The sequence below is a fragment of the Chitinivorax sp. PXF-14 genome, assembly GCF_040812015.1.
Classification (GTDB): domain Bacteria; phylum Pseudomonadota; class Gammaproteobacteria; order Burkholderiales; family SCOH01; genus JBFNXJ01.
The window spans coordinates 391,849-411,072 of record NZ_JBFNXJ010000002.1; the positions used below are offsets into that span (position 1 = coordinate 391,849).

Sequence of the window (19,224 nt, forward strand, 5' to 3'; positions counted from 1 at the left end):
CGCTCAACCGGCCATCCGGAAACGATGGCGACCATCGGTGCCGGTTTCGCGCACGAGCTGGCCGCGATGCATGAGGTGATTGAGGTGGGCGATCGCCTCGCCCATGGCGAAAAACAGCTGGTAGGCATCGAGCTCTCGCCCGAACAGCACCTGCAGCGTTTCGATCGTCTGGCGCGGCTCGGCGCAGAACTGGCGCAACACCTCGAGCCGATCGGCATGATGCGCCTCGAGCGCCGCCACGCGAGCCTGGATGCCCTTGAACGGCCGGCCATGCGACGGCAGCACCAGCGTGTCGGCCGGCAGCGGCAGAAAGTGCCGGATCGACGAGAGGAAGGCCTTGAGCGGGTCGCCATCGGGCTCGGTCGCCCACACGCCGACATTGGTGCTGATGGTGGGCAGCAACATGTCGCCCGAGATCAGCACGCCCTTCTGTTCGCAATAGAGCGCGACATGTTCCGGCGAATGGCCGTAGCCGACGATGACATGCCAGTCGCAGCCGTCGACCTCGATCACGCTGTGCGGCATGATGCGGCGGAACGTGGCCGGCAGCGAGGGCACGCCCCAGCGATAGCTGTTGCCGCGCGTCGCCAGCAGCTGCAACAGCGCTTCGTCGACGCCGTGAGCGCGGTATTGCTCGACCATGTGCGTCTTGTTGAAGCCCGCCAGATCGTGCCACACCAGGTGCGCCTGCAGGAACTCGCCCTCCGACGCCCACACCGGCGCATTCCAGCGCTGGGCCAGCCAGTCCGCATTGCCGATATGATCGGGATGGTTGTGGGTGAGCAGCACGCGCGTCACGGGCCGACCTTCCAGGCCATGGGCGAACACCTGCTCCCACAATTCGCGCGTGGCGGGCTTGCCATAACCAGTATCGACGATAGCCCAGCCCTCGCCGTCGCGCAGCAGCCACAGGTTGATGTGGTCGAGCGCAAACGGCAGCGGCATGCGCAGCCAGTACACGCCATCGGCAACCTGCAGACAGGTGCCGGCGGCGGGCAATTGATCGCCCAGCGGGAAATCGAGGGCGTGATCGGAAGGAGAAGCGGAGGTCATCGTCGTTACTGACTTTTGAGTCTAATTACTAAATTCTGCCCGTGCCCGGCCCGTTTGGCTAGCTGAGCGGCTCTGACGCTGCGCCGATGCAGCCTGGAAGCCCCGCCCATCGCGGCGCGAAGTGAGCGCTTGCTTAAGGTGCGGCGGCCAATCTGCTATATTCTGGGCACCCCATGCCCGAACAAGGGAAATCCATGCCCGACGCCGATTCCACCCCCACCTTCACGATCACCGACCTGGCACGCGAATTCGACGTGACCACGCGCACCATCCGTTTTTACGAAGACGAAGGGCTGCTCGCACCCCAGCGCGTCGGCCGCAACCGCCTCTACAGCCCGCGCGACAAGACCCGGCTGAAGCTGATCCTGCGCGGCAAGCGCCTGGGCTTTGCGTTGGGCGAAATCCGCGAGCTGTTCGACCTCTACGACCTGGCGCAGGACGAGAAGCCCCAGCTGCGCCTGTTGCTCGAACATGTGTCGGCCAAGCGCGCCCTGCTCGAACAGCAGAAGCAGGATATCGACATCGTGCTCGCCGAAATGACCGCGCTCGAGGAACGTTGCATGAGCATCCTGAACCAGTAAAAATTTTGGTCGCAAATTGACGTTAACGTAAACTGCAGATAAAGTTGAATGCCATACGATTCAAGCAAACGATTGCTTGAATCAGCCGCAGCCGAGCGCGACTCGTCAGGCCAAAGGCCGGCGCGTTGACTAACATGAAAACAATTGCTCGTACCGGCATAGGTCCGCCCGCCTTACAACCGATATCTGGATGGAGAACGATCATGCTGAGCTACCCTAGCCTCAATTTCGCCCTCGGCGACACCATCGACATGCTGCGCGATTCCGTGCAGGGCTTCGTCGCCAAGGAGCTGGCGCCGCGCGCCAGCGAGATCGAGCGCGACAACGCCTTCCCGGCCGACATGTGGCGCAAGTTCGGCGACATGGGCCTATTGGGCCTGACGGTCGAGGAGGAATACGGCGGCGCCAACCTGGGCTACCTCGCCCACATCGTGGCGATGGAGGAGATCAGCCGCGGCTCGAGTGCGGTCGGCCTCTCCTACGGCGCGCACTCGAACCTGTGCGTCAACCAGATCCGCAAGAACGGCAGCGAGGCACAGAAAAAGAAATACCTGCCCAAGCTGATCTCGGGCGAATACGTCGGCGCGCTGGCGATGAGCGAACCCAACGCCGGCTCCGACGTCGTCAGCATGAAGCTGCGCGCCGACAAGAAGGGCGACCGCTACGTGCTCAATGGCTCGAAGATGTGGATCACCAATGGCGGCGACGCCGACGTGCTGGTGGTCTATGCCAAGACCGACCCCAGCGCCGGCCCGCGCGGCATGACAGCCTTCCTGATCGAAAAGGGCATGAAGGGTTTCAGCGCCGCCAACAAGCTCGACAAGCTCGGCATGCGCGGCTCCAACACCTATCCGCTGTTCTTCGATGACGTCGAGGTGCCCGAGGAAAATGTGCTGGGCCAGGTTGGCCGTGGCGTCAACGTGCTGATGAGCGGCCTCGACTACGAGCGCGCGGTGCTGGCCGCGGGCCCACTGGGCATCATGCAGGCCTGCATGGACGTGGTTGTCCCCTACCTGCACGAGCGCAAGCAATTCGACCAGCCGATCGGCGAATTCCAGCTGATGCAGGGCAAGCTCGCCGACATGTACACCACGCTGACCGCCTGCCGCGCCTACGTCTACGCCGTCGGCCAGGCGCTCGACCGCGGCGAGACCACGCGCAAGGATGCCGCCGGCGCGATTCTCTACGCCGCCGAAAAAGCCACCTGGATGGCCGGCGAAGCGATCCAGTGCCTGGGCGGCAACGGCTATATCAACGACTTCCCCGCCGGCCGCCTGTGGCGCGACGCCAAGCTCTACGAGATCGGCGCCGGCACCAGCGAGATCCGCCGCATGCTGATCGGGCGTGAGCTGTTCAAGGAAACGGAATAACCCCCCCTGGCGACGGGGGGGTTGTGCACGAGCCGGCTTTTCAAACCTCAATCAGGACCTGACCATGACCACCGACGCCATCGTAATCGTCTCCGCCGCGCGCACGCCCATGGGCGGCTTCCAGGGCGACTTCAACGCCTTGTCGGCCTCCGACCTCGGCTCGGTGGCCGTCAGGGCGGCGGTCGAGCGCGCCGGCCTGCAACCAGCCGACATCGACGAACTGATCTTCGGCAACTGCCTGTTCGCGGGCCAGGGCCAGGCGCCGGCACGGCAGGCAGCGCTCAAGGGCGGGCTGCCGCTGTCGGTCAACTGCACCACGATCTCGAAGATGTGCGGCTCGGGCATGAAGGCAATCATGTTCGCCCACGACATGCTCAAGGCCGGCAACAACACCGCCATGCTGGTCGGCGGCATGGAGAGCATGAGCAACAGCCCCTACATCCTGCCCAAGGCACGCGGCGGCTATCGTCTCGGCCACGGCGAGATCAAGGACCACATGTTCCTCGACGGCCTCGAAGACGCCTACGACAAGGGTCGCCTGATGGGCACCTTCGCCGAGGAATGCGCAGAGAGATACGGTTTCACGCGCGGCCAGCAGGACGAATTTGCGATCACCTCCACCATGCGTGCGCAGAAAGCCATCAACGCGGGGCGCTTCAATGACGAAATCGTCGCCGTCACCGTGCCGGGCAAGAAAGGCGATGTCCAGGTCACGATCGACGAGCAGCCGCTCAAGGCCAATCTGGATAAGATCCCGCAACTGAAGCCCGCCTTCCGCAAGGATGGCACGGTGACACCGGCCAATTCGAGCTCGATCTCGGATGGCGCGGCGGCGCTCGTGGTAATGCGCGAATCCGATGCGCTGGCACGCGGCCTCAAGCCGCTGGCTCGCATCGTCGGCCATGCCACTCATGCGCATGAGCCCAGCTGGTTCACCACCGCCCCGGTCGGCGCGATGCAGAAGCTGTTCGCCAAAACGGGCTGGACGCCGGCCCAGGTCGACCTGTTCGAGATCAACGAAGCCTTCGCCGTGGTGACCATGGCCGCGATGAAGGAGCTCGGCCTGCCTCACGACAAGGTCAACGTCCATGGCGGTGCCTGCGCGCTCGGCCACCCAATCGGCGCCTCGGGCGCGCGCATCGTCGTCACGCTGATCCACGCGCTCAAGCAGTATGGCAAGCAGCGGGGCGTGGCCAGCCTGTGCATCGGCGGTGGCGAGGCCACGGCCATGGCGATCGAATTGCTGTAAGCGCGGAGCCCCCGTGAAACTGCATTTCGAAGACCTGACGCCGGGCCGCGTCTTCCTTGGTGGCCCGATCGACGTTGACAGCGGCGAGGTCAACGCCTTTGCCGCGCGCTACGACCCGCAGCCCTTCCATCTCGATGCCACCGCCGGCGCCCAAAGCGTGTTCGGCGCCCAGGTGGCGTCGGGCTGGCAGACGGCGGCACTGACCATGCGCATGCTCACCGATTCGCCATTGAACCAGATCGCCAACGGACTGGTCGGCCTGCAGGTCGACAAACTGGTGTGGCACCGCCCGGTCAAGCCCGGCGACAGCCTGCGCGCGGAGTTCGACATCGTCGGCCGCAAACGCTCGCAGTCGCGCCCGGGGTTTGGCGTCGTCAATGCCGCCTGGCGTACCTACAACCAACATGGCGAGCTGGTCATGAGCCTGGAAAACGCCATGTGGGTCGCCGTGCGCGGCCCCGCCCAGCCCGATGAGGAACCCTCGATATGATGCTGACTGCCGAGCAGTTGCAGATCCGTGATGCCGTGCGCGCCTACGCCCAGGAGAAGCTCGCCATCAGCGCCGGGCTGCGCGACCAGACCCACGCCTTTCCGTCCGACGAGCTGAGGGAGCTGGCCGAGCTGGGCCTGATGGGCCTGGTGGTGCCGACCGAGTGGGGCGGCGCGGGGCTCGACTATGTCTCGGCGGCCGTCGCCATCGAAGAGGTCGCCGCCGGCGATGGCGCGGTCTCGACCATCATCTCGGTACAGAATTCGGTCGTCTGCGGGCCAATCCTCGCCTTCGGCCACGACCTCCACAAGGAACGCTACCTGCGCCCACTGGCGAGCGGCGAGCAGCTTGGCTGCTTCTGCCTGACCGAGCCGCATGTCGGCTCGGACGCCGGCGCCATCAAGACGCGCGCGACCCGCACCGGCGCGCACTACCTGCTGTCGGGCAGCAAGCAGTTCATCACCAGCGGCAAGAATGCCGATATCGCGATCGTGATCGCCGTCACCGACCCGGCCGCCGGTAAAAAAGGCATCAGCGCCTTCATCGTGCCGACCGACCTGCCCGGCTTCATCATCACCAAGGTCGAGGACAAACTCGGCCAGCATGGCTCGGATACGGTGCAGATCGCGTTCGACGACTGCCGCGTGCCGGCAGCCAACCTGCTCGGCGCGGAAGGCGAAGGCTACCGCATCGCGCTGGCCAATCTCGAATCGGGCCGCATCGGCATCGCCGCACAGGCGGTGGGCATGGCGCGTGCCGCCTATGAATGCGCGCTGCGCTATGCGCAGGAACGCGAGACCTTCGGTAAGAAGATTTACGAACACGAGGCGGTGTCGTTCCGCCTCGCCGACTGCGCCACCCAGATCGAGGCTGCGCGCCAGCTGGTATGGCACGCAGCACTGCTCAAGGATGCCGGCCAGCCCTGCCTCAAGGAGGCCTCGATGGCCAAGCTGTTCGCCTCGGAAATGGCCGAGCGGGTGTGCTCGGCTGCGCTGCAGACGCTCGGCGGCTACGGCTATCTCGCCGATTTCCCGGTCGAGCGCATCTATCGCGACGTGCGCGTGACGCAGATCTACGAGGGCACCAGCGACATCCAGAAGCTCGTCATCGCGCGCGAAATCGTCAAAGACCTCTAGCACCGCCTGCCCGGTGCGCCATTTGCGAACTGCCATCACATGAATACGATCAAGAACACCATCAACAATCGTTCCGAAGCCTTCAGGCAGAACGCCGATGCCATGCAGGCGCTGGTTGCCGACCTGCGCGCCAAGGTCGAGCAGATCCGCCTGGGTGGCGGCGACGATGCGCGGCAGAAGCACCTCGCACGCGGCAAGTTGCTGCCACGCGACCGTGTGCGCGCCCTGCTCGACCCGGGCTCGCCCTTTCTCGAGCTCGGCCAGTTTGCCGCGTGGGATCAATACGACAACCAGGTGCCAGCGGCCGGCCTGATCGCCGGCATCGGCCGGGTGGCCGGCACCGAGTGCATGATCATCGCCAACGATGCGACGGTGAAAGGCGGCACCTACTACCCGCTGACGGTGAAGAAGCATCTGCGCGCGCAGGAGATCGCGGCGCAGAACCGCCTGCCCTGCATCGCGCTGGTCGACTCGGGTGGCGCCAACCTGCCGAACCAGGACGAGGTCTTCCCCGACCGCGACCATTTCGGCCGCATCTTCTTCAATCAGGCCAACCTGTCGGCGCAAGGCGTGCCGCAGATCGCCTGCGTGATGGGCTCGTGCACGGCTGGTGGCGCCTATGTGCCGGCGATGTCGGACTACTCGATCATCGTCAGGAAGCAAGGCACGATCTTCCTTGCCGGCCCGCCGCTGGTGCGCGCCGCGACCGGTGAAGTGGTCAGCGCAGAAGACTTGGGCGGCGCCGACGTCCATGCGCGCACCTCGGGCGTCTCCGACTACTACGCCCACAACGACCGCCACGCCCTGAGCATGGTGCGCCGCGTCGTCGGCAACCTGAACTGGAAGAAGCCGATGGACGTGGTGACCCGGCCGGTCGAGGCCCCCGCCTACCCGGCCGAAGACCTCTACGGCATCGTCTCCACCGATCTGAAGAAACCCTTCGACGTGCGCCAGGTGATCGCACGCATCGTCGACGGCAGCCATTTCGACGAGTTCAAGGAGCTCTACGGCACCACGCTGGTGTGCGGCTTCGCCCACATCTTCGGCTACCCGGTCGGCATCCTCGCCAACAATGGTGTGTTGTTCTCCGAATCGGCGCTGAAGGGCGCGCATTTCGTCGAACTGTGCTCGCAGCGCGGCATCCCGCTGGTGTTCCTGCAGAACATTACCGGCTTCATGGTCGGCAGCAAGTACGAAGCCGGCGGCATCGCCAAGGATGGCGCCAAGCTGGTGACGGCGGTGGCGACGACCAAGGTGCCCAAGTTCACCGTAATCATCGGCGGCAGCTTTGGCGCCGGCAACTATGGCATGTGCGGCCGTGCCTACTCGCCGCGTTTCCTGTGGATGTGGCCGAACGCGCGCATCTCGGTCATGGGTGGCGAGCAGGCGGCCGGCGTGATGGCGCAGGTACGCAAGGATGCGCTGGAGAAACAGGGCAAGGCGCTGAGCGCCGAGGACGAGGAAAAGATCAAGGCGCCGATCCGCAACCAGTTCGAACAGCAGGCCCACCCCTATTACGCCTCCAGCCGGCTGTGGGACGACGGCATCATCGATCCGGCCGACACGCGCACGGTGCTCGGCCTGGCGATCTCGGCCTCGCTCAACGCCCCGATCGAGCCGACGCGGTTCGGCCTGTTCCGCATGTAAGACGACAGCCATGGCCAATCCACTGGATTTCCCGCCGCTCGGGCCCGCCTTCGGGCTGCCCGACGCCTGGTCGAGCGACACGCTGCAATTCGCACGCGCCACGCACGCCGATGTGCCGGTGATGCGCGCGCTGTTCAACTCCAACGCCCGGCTGGCCGACGTCGACCCGAGCTTCGGGGAATGGCCCAGCGAGGTCTACGACGAGCTCGTGGCACAGCAGAACGAAGGCCGTGAAGCCACCTACCCGCTCGGCGTGCGGCTGATCCGGCGTGGCGACGGCAGCGCCATCGGCTACTGCCATTACCGCTTCAATTTTCCCAACGACGGCATGTTCACCATCGCCATGTTCGTGCTCGGCTTTGATTTCCAGGGCCAGCACCATGGCCGCGAGGCGCTCGGCTCGCTGGTCGCGCAAGCCCGCCGCGACCCGCGCATCCACAGCGCCTGCGCCGAAGTCTACGTCACCAACGACGGCGCGCTGAGCTTCTGGTTCCGTCAGGGCTTCGACCGCATCATGCGCAAGCGCAGCACCGAAGACCATGGCCGTACCTTCCGCAGCATGATGCTGTGCCGCAACCTGAGAGACGATCAATGACCCCAGCCATCCTCACCTCGCTCGATGCGCGCGGCGTGGCCGAAATCCGCCTCAACCGGCCGGCGCTGCACAATGCCTTCGACGACACGCTGATCGCCGACCTCACCGCCGAGCTGGCCGCCTTCGACGCCGACCCGGCGGTGCGCGTGCTGGTGCTCGCGGCCGAGGGCAAGAGCTTCTCGGCCGGCGCCGATCTCAACTGGATGAAACGCATGGCCGGCTACGGCCAGGCCGAGAATCTCGACGACGCGCGCGCGCTGGCTCAACTGATGCAGACCTTGAACCAGATGCGCGTGCCGACGATCGCCCGCGTGCAGGGCGCGGCATTTGGCGGCGGCGTCGGGCTCGCGGCCTGCTGCGACATCGTCGTGGCCAGCGAGCGCGCCAGCTTCAGCCTGTCCGAAGTCAGGCTGGGCCTGATCCCGGCCGTGATCAGCCCGTATGTGGTGGGCAAGATCGGCGCCAGCCAAGCCCGCCGCTACTTCCTCACGGCGGAGCGCTTCGACGCCGCAACCGCACTGCGCCTCGGGCTCGTCCACGAAGTGGTCGGCGACGCCGCGCTCGACGACACCGTCGCCACCCTCGTCGCCGCCATGCTCGACAACGGGCCACAGGCGATGGGTGCGGCCAAGCAGCTGATCGCGCGCGTCGCAGGCCAGCCCATCGACGCCGCCCTGATCGACGACACCGCGCAGCGCATCGCCACGATACGCGCCACCACCGAAGGCAGGGAAGGCTTGACGGCCTTTCTCGAAAAACGCAGCCCGAGCTGGGCCAACCAACAAGGCTAGACCATGTTCGACAAGATACTGATTGCAAACCGTGGGGAGATAGCCTGCAGGGTCATCAAGACCTGCCGCAAGCTCGGCATCCAGACCGTCGCCGTCTACTCCGAAGCCGATGCCAATGCCCGCCACGTCAAGCTCGCAGACGAAGCCTGGCTGCTCGGGCCGGCGGCACCGAAGGAGTCGTACCTGCGCGGCAACCGGTTGATCGAGATCGCACAGCAGACCGGTGCCCAGGCCATCCACCCCGGCTATGGCTTCCTGTCCGAGAACGAGGATTTCGCGGCGGCCTGCGAAGCCGCCGGCGTGGCCTTCATCGGCCCGCCTGCGAGCGCCATCGCGGCAATGGGCTCGAAATCGGCCGCCAAGCAGCTGATGGAAAAGGCCGACGTACCGCTGGTGCCCGGCTACCACGGCGACGAGCAGGATGCGGTACTGCTGGCGCGCGAAGCCCAGCGCATCGGCTTCCCGGTGCTGATCAAGGCCAGCGCGGGGGGCGGTGGCAAGGGCATGAAGATCGTCGAGCGTACAGAGGATGTCGACGCCCAGCTTGCTTCGGCCAAGCGCGAGGCGCTGGCCTCGTTCGGTGACGACAAGGTACTGATCGAGAAATACCTGACCAAACCGCGTCACATCGAGATCCAGGTCTTCGCCGACAGCCAAGGCGAGTGCGTCTACCTGTTCGAGCGCGATTGCTCGGTGCAGCGCCGCCACCAGAAGGTGCTCGAAGAGGCACCGGCCCCCGGCATGAGCGAGGAACGCCGCCGCCAGATGGGCGAAGCCGCCTGCAACGCGGCGCGCGCCATCGGCTATGTCGGTGCCGGCACAGTCGAGTTCATCGTCGACACGCTGACGGGCGAGTTCTATTTCATGGAGATGAACACGCGGCTGCAGGTCGAGCACCCGGTGACCGAGATGATCACGCGTCAGGACCTGGTCGAGTGGCAGTTGCGCGTCGCCAGTGGCGAGCCGCTACCGCTGGACCAGGCCGGGCTGGCAATCCACGGCCATGCGCTCGAGGCGCGCGTCTATGCCGAAGACCCGGCCAAGGACTTCCTGCCCGCGATCGGCCGCCTCGATGTGCTGCGCACACCGCAGGAAGGCGAGTTCGTGCGCGTCGACAGCGGCGTGGTCGAGGGTGACGAGATCAGCCCCTATTACGACCCGATGATCGCCAAGCTGATCGTCTGGGGCGAGGACCGCGATACCGCGCTGCGCCGCATGCGCCAGGCGCTGGCCGATTACCGCATCGTCGGGCTGACCACCAACCTCGACTTCCTGGCGCAGGTGGTCGCCCACCCGAGCTTCGCCAGCGGCGATGTCGACACCGGCCTGATCGCCCGCCATCGCGATGAGCTGATCCCGCCGCCGCAGCCCGCCTCGGCCGATACGCTGGCCATCGCAGCACTGGCCGAACTGCTCGATATCGAGGCTACGGCCGAGGCGCGGCGCGGTGCGTCGGCCGATGCCGGTTCGCCCTGGCACCTCGCGAATGGCTGGCGGCTCAATGAGGACACCCACACCGAGTTGCATTTTCGCGACACTTTCGACGAGTGCACCGTCGTCGTGCATTATCGGGGCGACCAGTATCTGCTTGAAATTCAAGGCCAAACCCTGCCGTGCTCGGCGCGCCGGCGGGAAGACGGCAAACTGGCGCTGGTTCTTGGCGGCCGGCAGTTGACGGCCGACGTGGTTCGTCGGGAAAATGAAATCCACTTGTTCGCCCATGGCGGCCATGCTGTCCTGCAGCGTTTCGACCCGGTGCTCGACGCGCTGGAAGAACCCGACGACGGCGGCAGCCTGCGTGCACCGATGCCGGGCACGGTGGTCGCCCTGCTGATCGAGGCCGGCGCCCGCGTCGAGAAAGGCCAGGCACTGCTCGTGCTCGAGGCCATGAAGATGGAGCACACCATCGTCGCGCCGCAGGCCGGCATGGTGACGGAGCTGCTGTACCAGGTGGGCGAACGGGTGAACGAAGGTGTAGAGCTGATCCTGCTTAACTCAGATAGCTGACATATGACATTACCCACCCGCGTCAAGATCGTAGAAGTCGGACCCCGAGACGGCCTGCAGAACGAGGCCGGCACCGTCCCCACCGAGATCAAGCTAAGGCTGATCGACATGCTTGCCGATGCGGGCATCACCACCATTGAATCGACGGCCTTCGTCTCGCCGCGCTGGGTGCCGCAGATGGCCGACCACAGCGACCTGATGCAGCGCATCGTGCGCCGCCCCGGCGTGGCCTACCCCGCCCTGGTGCCCAACGGAAAAGGGCTGGAATCCGCGCTCAAGGCCGGCTGCGAGGAAATCGCGATCTTTACCGCGGCGAGCGAATCGTTCTGCAAGAAGAACATCAACTGCACCATCGACGAGAGCTTCGAGCGCTTCGCGCCGGTCGTCGAAACCGCGCTGGCCCGGGGCCTGAAGGTGCGCGGCTATATCTCCTGCGTGCTCGGCTGCCCCTACGAGGGCGAGATCAAGCCCGCGACGGTGGCCGAGGTAGCGCAGCGCCTGCATCAGCTGGGCTGCTACGAGATTTCGCTCGGTGACACCATCGGTACCGGCACACCGCTGGCCGCGCGCAAGATGATCGAGGCCGTCGCGCGCAATGTGCCGCTCAAGCACCTGGCAGCCCATTTCCACGATACCTACGGGCAAGCGCTCGCCAACCTGTATGCAGTGATGGAGCTCGGCATCGCCACCATCGACAGCTCGGTGGCGGGGCTTGGCGGCTGCCCCTACGCCAAGGGCGCCAGCGGCAATGTGGCGACCGAGGACGTCGCCTACATGCTGGCCGGCATGGGGCGCGAAACCGGCGTCGACCTCGGCAAGCTGATCGATGCCGCCGCGTTCATCTCGGATTTCCTCAAACGCCCGCCTACGTCCAAAGTCGCCAAGGCGATACTCGCGAAACGTGCTGGCTGACTCGCGCAATCCCCGCTGGCACGCCGGTTTCCGACCGCTAATTGCTTGTCACGGGGCCATGCGGCGTGGGAATATGTCTAGTATTAGAGGAGACATAATAAAAGAGCTGTAAATGGGTAAGTCTGACACCGATCTGCTTTACAAGCGCCGCGTCTACATGCTGGCGCAGACGTATTTTGTGAAGGATAACCAGCAGGAACTGCTGCTGCATGCCCACAAATACGATTTTGACATGTTGTTCTTCGATCAGATGGTCGATTTTCAGCAGGCAATGACCATTTCGACGGCTGACGACCTGTTCGTCGTCGATCTCGATTTCCTGAACAGCCTGCAGGGCGCTGACGCGAGCCGCAAGATGTTCTTCGGCGAGATGCTCAGGCAGCTGCCGCAAAACCGTTCCTACGTATATCTCGAAACCAGCCGCCAGGGCAGCCGCTACCAGCTGCAGCGCACGCTGGTCGAGAGCAACTGCCTGGCCTATGCCGAGAAGCCGATCTCGAACGAAAGCCTGATAGAGAAGCTGTTCAACCTGTTCACGCAGAAGCGCCGGCCGGACATGAGCCGCGTGCTGTCGCTCGGCAACTCGCTGCCCTTCGACCCCGGCGCACTCAAGGCCCAGCGTATCGACCTGCGCGTGCACGACGACCTCGAGACCTTCCACACGGCAGTCAAGCAGGCGCAGCCCGATGTGGTGATCATCGACGAGGCCGCCTTCCGCAAGTCGCCGGCCGTACTCAAGATCATCCGCTACAACGTCGAGTCCGACCCGAGCCTCGAGATCATCCTGCACCAGCATACGCCCGACGCCGCCCTGACGCGCCAAGCGACGGAAATGGGCATGGACGGCATCCTGTCGGCGACCGACCCGGCCGTTGCGACGCCACAGCTGATCAACCGCATCAACAAGATCCGCATCAACAAGGACCTGATCAACAAGGACCGCGCAACCGGCCTGCTGAACAAGATCGGCTTCAAGCGCAAGGCATACGAGCTGATCCGCCATGCCGAACAGGAAGGCAAGCAGCTCGGCCTGTGCATCGTCGACATCGACAAGTTCAAGACCATCAACGATACCTGGGGCCATTATTTCGGCGATATCGTGATCAAGCGCATGTCGCTGCTGCTCGGTGCCTATGTCGGCGAATACGACCTGCTGTCGCGTTTTGGCGGCGAGGAATTCGTCATGCTGTTCTGGGACATCGACCGCGACAGCCTGATGGCCAAGCTCAACAAGATGCGCGAGGCGTTCAACGCGATTCCGTTCGAAGTGGAGCCCGCCGACATCCGCCATTTCGCGTTCAGCGGCGGCGTGGCCTTCTTCCCCGACCTGCGCTCCGAGAACGAGCTATTCCTGGTCGCCGACGAAAAGCTGTACGTCGCCAAGACCAACGGCCGCAACCAGATCTGCAGCTAGCAGCAGCCCCAGCACCACCAGGGCGCCGTGTTGACGGCCACTGATCCCGCCCCTCCCCACTGAAACGGCTTGCCTGGTGCAAGCCGTTTTCTATTGCGCTGGCCAGGCGCATCGAAATTCTTTTATTGAATTTAGAAAAGTTTTTCCATAAACTTTTTCTAAATTCTGACAACCCTGCTCTCATGGAAAATCTGCGCCCCCCTCCTTCCAAGCATGCCACCGGCCAGGAAACCCGCGCGCTGCTGATCGATGCCGCCACCCAGGTGTTTCTCGATGATGGCTTCAAGGCCGCGCGCGTGCAGGACATCGCGGATCGTGCCGGCGTCCGCATGTCGGCGATCAACTACCACTTCGGCGGCAAGCAGGGGCTGTATCTCGCCGTGCTGCAGCACCATGCCGAGCGCGCGATCGATCGTCATCCGGTAATCCCGGCCGAGCCGGACCTGTCGCCGCAGGCGCGGTTCGAATTTCTCGTGCGCGGGCTGATCAGCCGCCTGCTGGACCCAAGTCACGCCTCGCGCATCGGCCCCTTGATGCTGCGCGAAATCACCAACCCCACACCGGCGCTGGATTTCGTGTTCGAGCGTTTCAGCCGGCCACAGGGGGAAATCCTGCTGGCGCTGCTGCGGGAAATCCTCGGGGAGGCCCCCCCCCCCGCCCTACTGATGCGCTGTGTGCTCAGCGTGCTGGGCCAGTGCGTGATCTATGCCGCGGGGCGGGGGCTGGTCGAGCGCTTCCAGCCCGATTTCTACGACAACCCCACATTGATCGACGAGCTGAGCCAGCACGTTGCGAGCTTTTCCTGGGCGGGCCTGATGGCCACGGCCCGTCAACTGAAAGAGAAAACCTGATGGGCTCCACGAACACGCCGCTGCACAAGCAAAACCCGCTGTCGCTGTCGGGCCTCGCGCCCCGATCCGATGCGTCACAACCATCGCTGCGGGCCCGCCCGCTCGCGGCCGCCGCGATGCACCAGGCCGCCTGCCCCGCCCTGCTGGCCAGCCTACTGTTGGCGGGCTGTAGCGACGCCAGCCATGAGGCATGGAGCGGCTATGTCGAGGCCGACTATGTGCGCGTCGCCGCACCGCTATCGGGCCGGCTGACGGTGCTGAACGCCGACCGGGGTATGCTCGTCAAGCCGGGACAACCGCTATTCGCGCTGGATGCCACGCCGGAACAGGCCGCCGTCGCCGAGGCGGAAGCCCACGTGGCACGCAGCGAGGCGAGCGCGTCGGATCTGGGCAAGGGCCGGCGCCCCGACGAGATGGCGGTGATCGCCAGGCAGCTCGATGGCGCACACACGGCGCTCGGCTTGAGCGAGGCCGAGCTGAAGCGCCAACAGGCACTGGCCAGGCAGGGTTTCATCAGTCATTCGGCGCTCGATACGATACAGGCGCAGGTCAAGCGCGACACGGCTCAGGTTGGCGAGCTCGAAGCCCAGCTGCGCGTGGCCCGGCTCGCCGGGCGGGAAGACCTGCGCCGCGCGGCACAAGCCGATGTGGCGGCGGCCAAGGCCGCACAGCAGCAGAGCGCATGGCAGCTCAGCCAGAAGGCGGTCACCGCACCGGTCAACGCTCGTGTGGAAGACACGCTGTACCGCGTCGGCGAATGGGTGACGGCCGGCAGCCCGGTACTCAGCCTGCTGCCGCCGGACGCCGTCAAGGCGCGCTTCTTCGTGCCGGAAACCGAGGTCGGCAAGCTGCATTACGGCGCCCCCGTCACGCTCGCCTGTGACGGCTGCGGCCACGCCATCCCGGCGAAGATCAGCTTCATCGCGACGCAGGCCGAATTCACGCCGCCCATCATCTACAGCAAGGAGAACCGCGGCAAGCTGGTATTCATGGTCGAGGCCAGGCCATCCACCGCCGATGCGGCCGGGCTGCGCCCTGGGCTACCGCTCGACGTGAGCCTGGCGGGTGGTGGCAAATGAGCGGCGACAACGTCATCGACGTCACTAGCCTGACCAAGCGCTACGGCGCCAGAAGCGTGGTGAACGGCCTGACGATGCAGGTGCGGCGCGGCGAAATCTTCGGCTTCCTCGGCCCCAACGGCAGCGGCAAGACCACCTCGATCCGCATGATGTGCGGCCTACTGACACCGGATGGCGGCAGCGGCAAGACACTCGGCCACGACATCGTGCGTGAATCGGCCGCCATCAAGCGGCGCGTCGGCTACATGACGCAGCGCTTCGGCCTGTACGACGACCTGTCGATCCGCGAGAACCTCGATTTCGTTGCACGCGTCTACGGCATGCCCAAGCGCACGCAGCTGGTCGATGCCGCGATCGAGCGGCTGGGCCTGGGCAGCCGGCAAAAGCAGCTCGCCGGCAGCCTGTCCGGCGGCTGGAAGCAGCGGATGGCGCTGGCCGCCTGCATGCTGCACGAGCCCCAGCTGCTGCTGCTCGACGAGCCGACCGCCGGCGTCGACCCCAAAGCCCGGCGCGACTTCTGGGAGGAAATCCACAAGCTCGCCGCCGAGGGCATCACCGTGCTGGTATCGACCCATTACATGGACGAGGCCGAGCGCTGCCACCGCCTGGGCTACATCGCCTACGGCCGGCTGCTGGCGACGGGCAGCCCCACCGAGCTGGTGGCGAACAGCGGCTACCACACCTGGACGGTGTCGGGCGACGGCGTCTACCGGCTGATCCCCGATCTGGCGAAACTGCCCGGCGTGGAGATGGTGACACCGTTCGGCAACACGCTGCACGTCAGCGGGCGTGACGAGCCAGCCCTGCGGGCCGCGCTGGAAGCGGCCGTCAATGGCCACGGGGGCCACGCCGGTATTGCCATGCAGCCCGACACCCCGCATCTGGAGGACATCTTCATCGCACTGATGAAACAGGCGGAGGACAACTATGCGTGAGCCGTTCAGCTTTACCCGCCTGTTTGCGATCATGCTCAAGGAGCTGATCCAGCTCCGCCGCGACCGGCTGACCTTTGCGCTGATGATCGGCATGCCGATCATCCAGCTCACCCTGTTCGGCTTCGCCATCAATGGCGACCCGAAGCACCTGCCTACCATCGTGGTCGACCACGACCGCAGCCAGTTCAGCCGCAGCCTGGTGCGCGCGCTGGAAAACAGCGATTACTTCAAGATCATGCGGGCCAACGCCAGCGACCGGGAGGCCGACCGCGAGCTGGAGATGGGCGAGGCACAGTTTGCACTGGTCATCCCGCCCGATTTTTCGCGCAAGCTGCAGCGCAGTGAGCACCCCACCTTGCTGCTGGCGGCCGATGCCACCGACCCGGCGGCGACGGGCAATGCCATCGGCGCCGTGCAGCAGCTCGCCCAGAGCGCGCTGAGCCACGACCTGACCGGCCCGCTTGCACGGCTGCAAACCGGCACGGCGCCGTTCGAGCTACGCATCCACCGCCGCTACAATCCGGAGGGCATCTCGCAGTACAACATCGTCCCCGGCCTGATGGGGGTGATCCTGACGATGACGATGATCATGATGACTTCGCTCGGCATCACCCGCGAAGTCGAGCGCGGCACCATGGAAAACCTGCTCGCCACCCCCGTACGCCCGCTGGAAGTGATGGTCGGCAAGATCGCGCCCTATGTCATCATCGGCTACATCCAGGTCGCCGTGACGCTGCTGGCCGCCAGATGGGTGTTCGACGTGCCCTTCGTCGGCTCGCTGGCTGTCGCGCTGCTATGCGTGCTGGCCTTCATCGCCGCCAACCTGACGGTCGGCATCACCATTTCGAGCACCGCGCGCAACCAGACGCAGGCGATGCAGATGACCTTCTTCTTCTTCCTGCCGTCCATGCTGCTGTCGGGCTTCATGTTCCCGTTCCGCGGCATGCCGGGCTGGGCGCAGGTGATCGGCGAGGTGCTGCCGCTCACCCATTTCCTGCGGCTGATCCGCGGCGTGATGCTGAAGGGCAACGGCCTCACCGAGCTATGGCCCAATCTGTGGCCCTTGCTGCTGTTCATGCTGGTGGTGCTGAGCATCGGGCTCAAGCGCTTCCGTCGCACACTGGATTGATCGGAAAAACTCATTCATAAATTCTGAATGGACAGAGCAGAACTTGTCGCTATCAACAGCCACTATAGCGAGGCAAAATTCGACCATGCAACTGATCACATGATCAGATTATTGAAAAAAGGATTGCCATGAGCACCGTCACCCACGCCCGCGAAGTCGAACGCATCGTCAACGGCATGCCGACCTCGGATGGCGCAGGCGTGAAGCTGCTGCGCGTGTTGACGCAGGATCTGCAACGCCGGCTCGACCCCTTCCTGATGCTCGACTACTTCCATTCGGACAACCCGGACGACTACCTCGCCGGCTTTCCGGACCACCCGCATCGCGGCTTCGAGACCGTCACCTACATGCTCGACGGGCGCATGCGTCATCGCGACAGCGCCGGCAACGAGGGCTTGCTGACGAGCGGCGGCGTGCAATGGATGACGGCCGGCCGCGGCATCGTCCACTCCGAGCTGCCGGAGCAGGAAAACGGCGTGATGCAGGGCTTCCAGCTATGGGTGAACCTGCCGGCCAGGAACAAGATGACCGAGCCCGGCTACCGCGACATCCCGGCCAGCGACATCCCGGTGACGACCACGCCGGCAGGCGTGACGGTGAAGGTGATCGCAGGCGAATCGCAAGGCGTGGCCGGCCCGGTACAGAAGCCCGATACCGAGCCGCTCTACCTCGACCTGCACCTGCCCGCCGGCGCAAGCTTCGAGCAAACGCTGCCGGCGGATTGCAACGTATTCGTGTATGTCTACGAGGGCACGGCACTCGTCGGCGGCCGCGGCCAGCCGGTGAAGACGCGCCAGATGGCGGTGCTGGAAACCCGCAGCGAACGCGATGGCGTGACAGTGCGCGCCGAAACCCCGGCCAAGCTCCTGCTGATCGCCGGCAAGCCGCTCAGGGAGCCGATCGCGCAATGGGGGCCGTTCGTGATGAACACGCGCGAGGAAATCGAGCAGGCGGTGAACGACTTCCGCGCCGGCCGCCTCTAACCCCCGCCACAAGGCACGCTCGGCGCGGCTTCCGGCAACACCCGGAGCCGCGCCGTTGCTGCTTCTCGGCTATGCTTGAAGCACCGCCGCCCACCGCCTACCCGCTCACGGATACTTCGCCATGACTTCTGCCATCCAGCACCTGCTCAAACCCCACGACCGCGACCTCGGCGGCTTCTCGGTGCGGCGCCTGCTGCCCTCGCTGCCCAAGCAGGCCGTCGGCCCCTTCATCTTCTTCGATCACATGGGGCCCGCGGTATTCGGCCCGGGCGAAGGCATCGACGTGCGCCCGCATCCCCATATCGGGCTGGCGACGGTCACCTACCTGTACGAAGGTGCGATGATGCACCGCGACAGCCTCGGCAGCCTGCAGCGCATCGAACCGGGCGACGTGAACTGGATGACCGCCGGGTATGGCGTCGTCCACTCCGAGCGCACGCCGGACGAGCTGCGCGCCACGGGCCATGCGATGCACGGCATCCAGACCTGGTTTGCCCTGCCGCAAGCCGAAGAGGACTGCGAGCCCGGCTTCTGGCATTACCCGGCGGCCGATCTGCCGCTGGTCGAGGCACCGGGGATGGTGCTGCGGGTGATCATCGGCAACGCCTTCGGCAAAACCTCACCGGTGCGCACCTACGGCAGCACCCTGTACGTGGCGGGCGAGGTAGCCGATTGCGTGAGCTTCGAGATACCGGCGGAACACGCGGAACGCGCGCTCTACATCGCCAGCGGCAGCGTGGAGATCGACGGCCGGCCGCTGGCCGCGCACCAGATGGCCATCCTCACGCCAGGCAGCACACCCACGCTCAAGGCAACGGAAGACACGCGGCTGCTGCTGTTCGGCGGCGCGCCGCTCGACGGCCGGCGCCACATCTGGTGGAACTTTGTGTCCAGCAGCCAGGAAAAGATCGAAGCCGCCAAGCAACGCTGGCGCGAAGACCGCTTCCCCGCGGTGCCCGGCGAAACGGAACGCATCCCGCTGCCCGAGCGCTAGGCCCTATC

The 19,224-nt window shown here is 65.3% G+C and carries 18 protein-coding genes; 17 read left to right on the forward strand and 1 reads right to left on the reverse strand.

Annotation, left to right across the window (positions count from 1 at the left end; genetic code table 11):
• Positions 1–3 precede the first annotated feature (3 nt).
• Positions 4–1,053, reverse strand: coding sequence for an MBL fold metallo-hydrolase (locus tag ABWL39_RS04600; protein WP_367787534.1), 1,050 nt, complete (start codon positions 1,051–1,053; stop codon positions 4–6).
• 194 nt (positions 1,054–1,247) lie between these two features.
• Here ABWL39_RS04600 and ABWL39_RS04605 point away from each other — a divergent pair, with 194 nt between their 5' ends.
• The 17 genes from ABWL39_RS04605 (at position 1,248) to ABWL39_RS04685 (ending at position 19,216) form a co-directional block, all read left to right on the forward strand.
• Positions 1,248–1,634 (forward strand): MerR family DNA-binding transcriptional regulator, encoded by a 387-nt coding sequence (locus tag ABWL39_RS04605; protein WP_367787535.1) that lies wholly within the window; start codon positions 1,248–1,250, stop codon positions 1,632–1,634.
• 206 nt (positions 1,635–1,840) lie between these two features.
• Positions 1,841–3,004: an isovaleryl-CoA dehydrogenase gene (locus tag ABWL39_RS04610; RefSeq protein WP_367787618.1), complete on the forward strand. Its 1,164-nt coding sequence runs from the start codon at positions 1,841–1,843 to the stop codon at positions 3,002–3,004.
• A gap of 64 nt (positions 3,005–3,068) precedes the next feature.
• Positions 3,069–4,253, forward strand: coding sequence for an acetyl-CoA C-acyltransferase (locus ABWL39_RS04615; protein ID WP_367787536.1), 1,185 nt, complete (start codon positions 3,069–3,071; stop codon positions 4,251–4,253).
• Positions 4,254–4,266: 13 nt separating this feature from the next.
• Positions 4,267–4,743: a MaoC family dehydratase gene (locus ABWL39_RS04620; RefSeq protein ID WP_367787538.1), complete on the forward strand. Its 477-nt coding sequence runs from the start codon at positions 4,267–4,269 to the stop codon at positions 4,741–4,743.
• Positions 4,740–5,879, forward strand: coding sequence for an acyl-CoA dehydrogenase family protein (locus tag ABWL39_RS04625; RefSeq protein WP_367787539.1), 1,140 nt, complete (start codon positions 4,740–4,742; stop codon positions 5,877–5,879). Before ABWL39_RS04620 ends, ABWL39_RS04625 begins: the two co-directional genes overlap by 4 nt.
• Before the next feature lie 39 nt (positions 5,880–5,918).
• Positions 5,919–7,526 (forward strand): carboxyl transferase domain-containing protein, encoded by a 1,608-nt coding sequence (locus ABWL39_RS04630; RefSeq protein ID WP_367787541.1) that lies wholly within the window; start codon positions 5,919–5,921, stop codon positions 7,524–7,526.
• 10 nt (positions 7,527–7,536) lie between these two features.
• Entirely contained in the window at positions 7,537–8,121 is a 585-nt protein-coding gene (locus ABWL39_RS04635; RefSeq protein WP_367787542.1) for a GNAT family N-acetyltransferase, read from the forward strand.
• Entirely contained in the window at positions 8,118–8,912 is a 795-nt protein-coding gene (locus tag ABWL39_RS04640) for an enoyl-CoA hydratase/isomerase family protein (protein ID WP_367787544.1), read from the forward strand. The genes ABWL39_RS04635 and ABWL39_RS04640 overlap by 4 nt, the downstream gene beginning before the upstream one ends.
• 3 nt (positions 8,913–8,915) lie before the next feature.
• Positions 8,916–10,919 carry an acetyl-CoA carboxylase biotin carboxylase subunit gene (locus ABWL39_RS04645; protein WP_367787546.1) on the forward strand — a complete coding sequence of 668 codons (2,004 nt, stop codon included), beginning with the start codon at positions 8,916–8,918 and terminating at the stop codon, positions 10,917–10,919.
• A 3-nt stretch (positions 10,920–10,922) separates the two neighbouring features.
• Complete coding sequence (locus ABWL39_RS04650; protein ID WP_367787547.1) at positions 10,923–11,831, forward strand: hydroxymethylglutaryl-CoA lyase; 909 nt, start codon at positions 10,923–10,925, stop codon at positions 11,829–11,831.
• Positions 11,832–11,943: 112 nt separating this feature from the next.
• Positions 11,944–13,245, forward strand: coding sequence for a GGDEF domain-containing protein (locus tag ABWL39_RS04655; RefSeq protein ID WP_367787548.1), 1,302 nt, complete (start codon positions 11,944–11,946; stop codon positions 13,243–13,245).
• Positions 13,246–13,427: 182 nt separating this feature from the next.
• Positions 13,428–14,096, forward strand: a complete 669-nt coding sequence (locus ABWL39_RS04660) for a TetR/AcrR family transcriptional regulator (protein ID WP_367787550.1) — start codon at positions 13,428–13,430, stop codon at positions 14,094–14,096.
• Positions 14,096–15,175, forward strand: a complete 1,080-nt coding sequence (locus ABWL39_RS04665; protein WP_367787551.1) for an HlyD family secretion protein — start codon at positions 14,096–14,098, stop codon at positions 15,173–15,175. The genes ABWL39_RS04660 and ABWL39_RS04665 overlap by 1 nt, the downstream gene beginning before the upstream one ends.
• A complete protein-coding gene (locus tag ABWL39_RS04670; RefSeq protein WP_367787552.1) occupies positions 15,172–16,110 on the forward strand; it encodes an ABC transporter ATP-binding protein in 939 nt (312 codons plus the stop codon). The genes ABWL39_RS04665 and ABWL39_RS04670 overlap by 4 nt, the downstream gene beginning before the upstream one ends.
• Complete coding sequence (locus ABWL39_RS04675) at positions 16,103–17,239, forward strand: ABC transporter permease (RefSeq protein ID WP_367787553.1); 1,137 nt, start codon at positions 16,103–16,105, stop codon at positions 17,237–17,239. Before ABWL39_RS04670 ends, ABWL39_RS04675 begins: the two co-directional genes overlap by 8 nt.
• Positions 17,240–17,367: 128 nt before the next feature.
• Complete coding sequence (locus tag ABWL39_RS04680) at positions 17,368–18,222, forward strand: pirin family protein (RefSeq protein WP_367787555.1); 855 nt, start codon at positions 17,368–17,370, stop codon at positions 18,220–18,222.
• A gap of 121 nt (positions 18,223–18,343) precedes the next feature.
• Positions 18,344–19,216 (forward strand): pirin family protein, encoded by an 873-nt coding sequence (locus ABWL39_RS04685; protein WP_367787556.1) that lies wholly within the window; start codon positions 18,344–18,346, stop codon positions 19,214–19,216.
• Positions 19,217–19,224 lie beyond the last annotated feature (8 nt).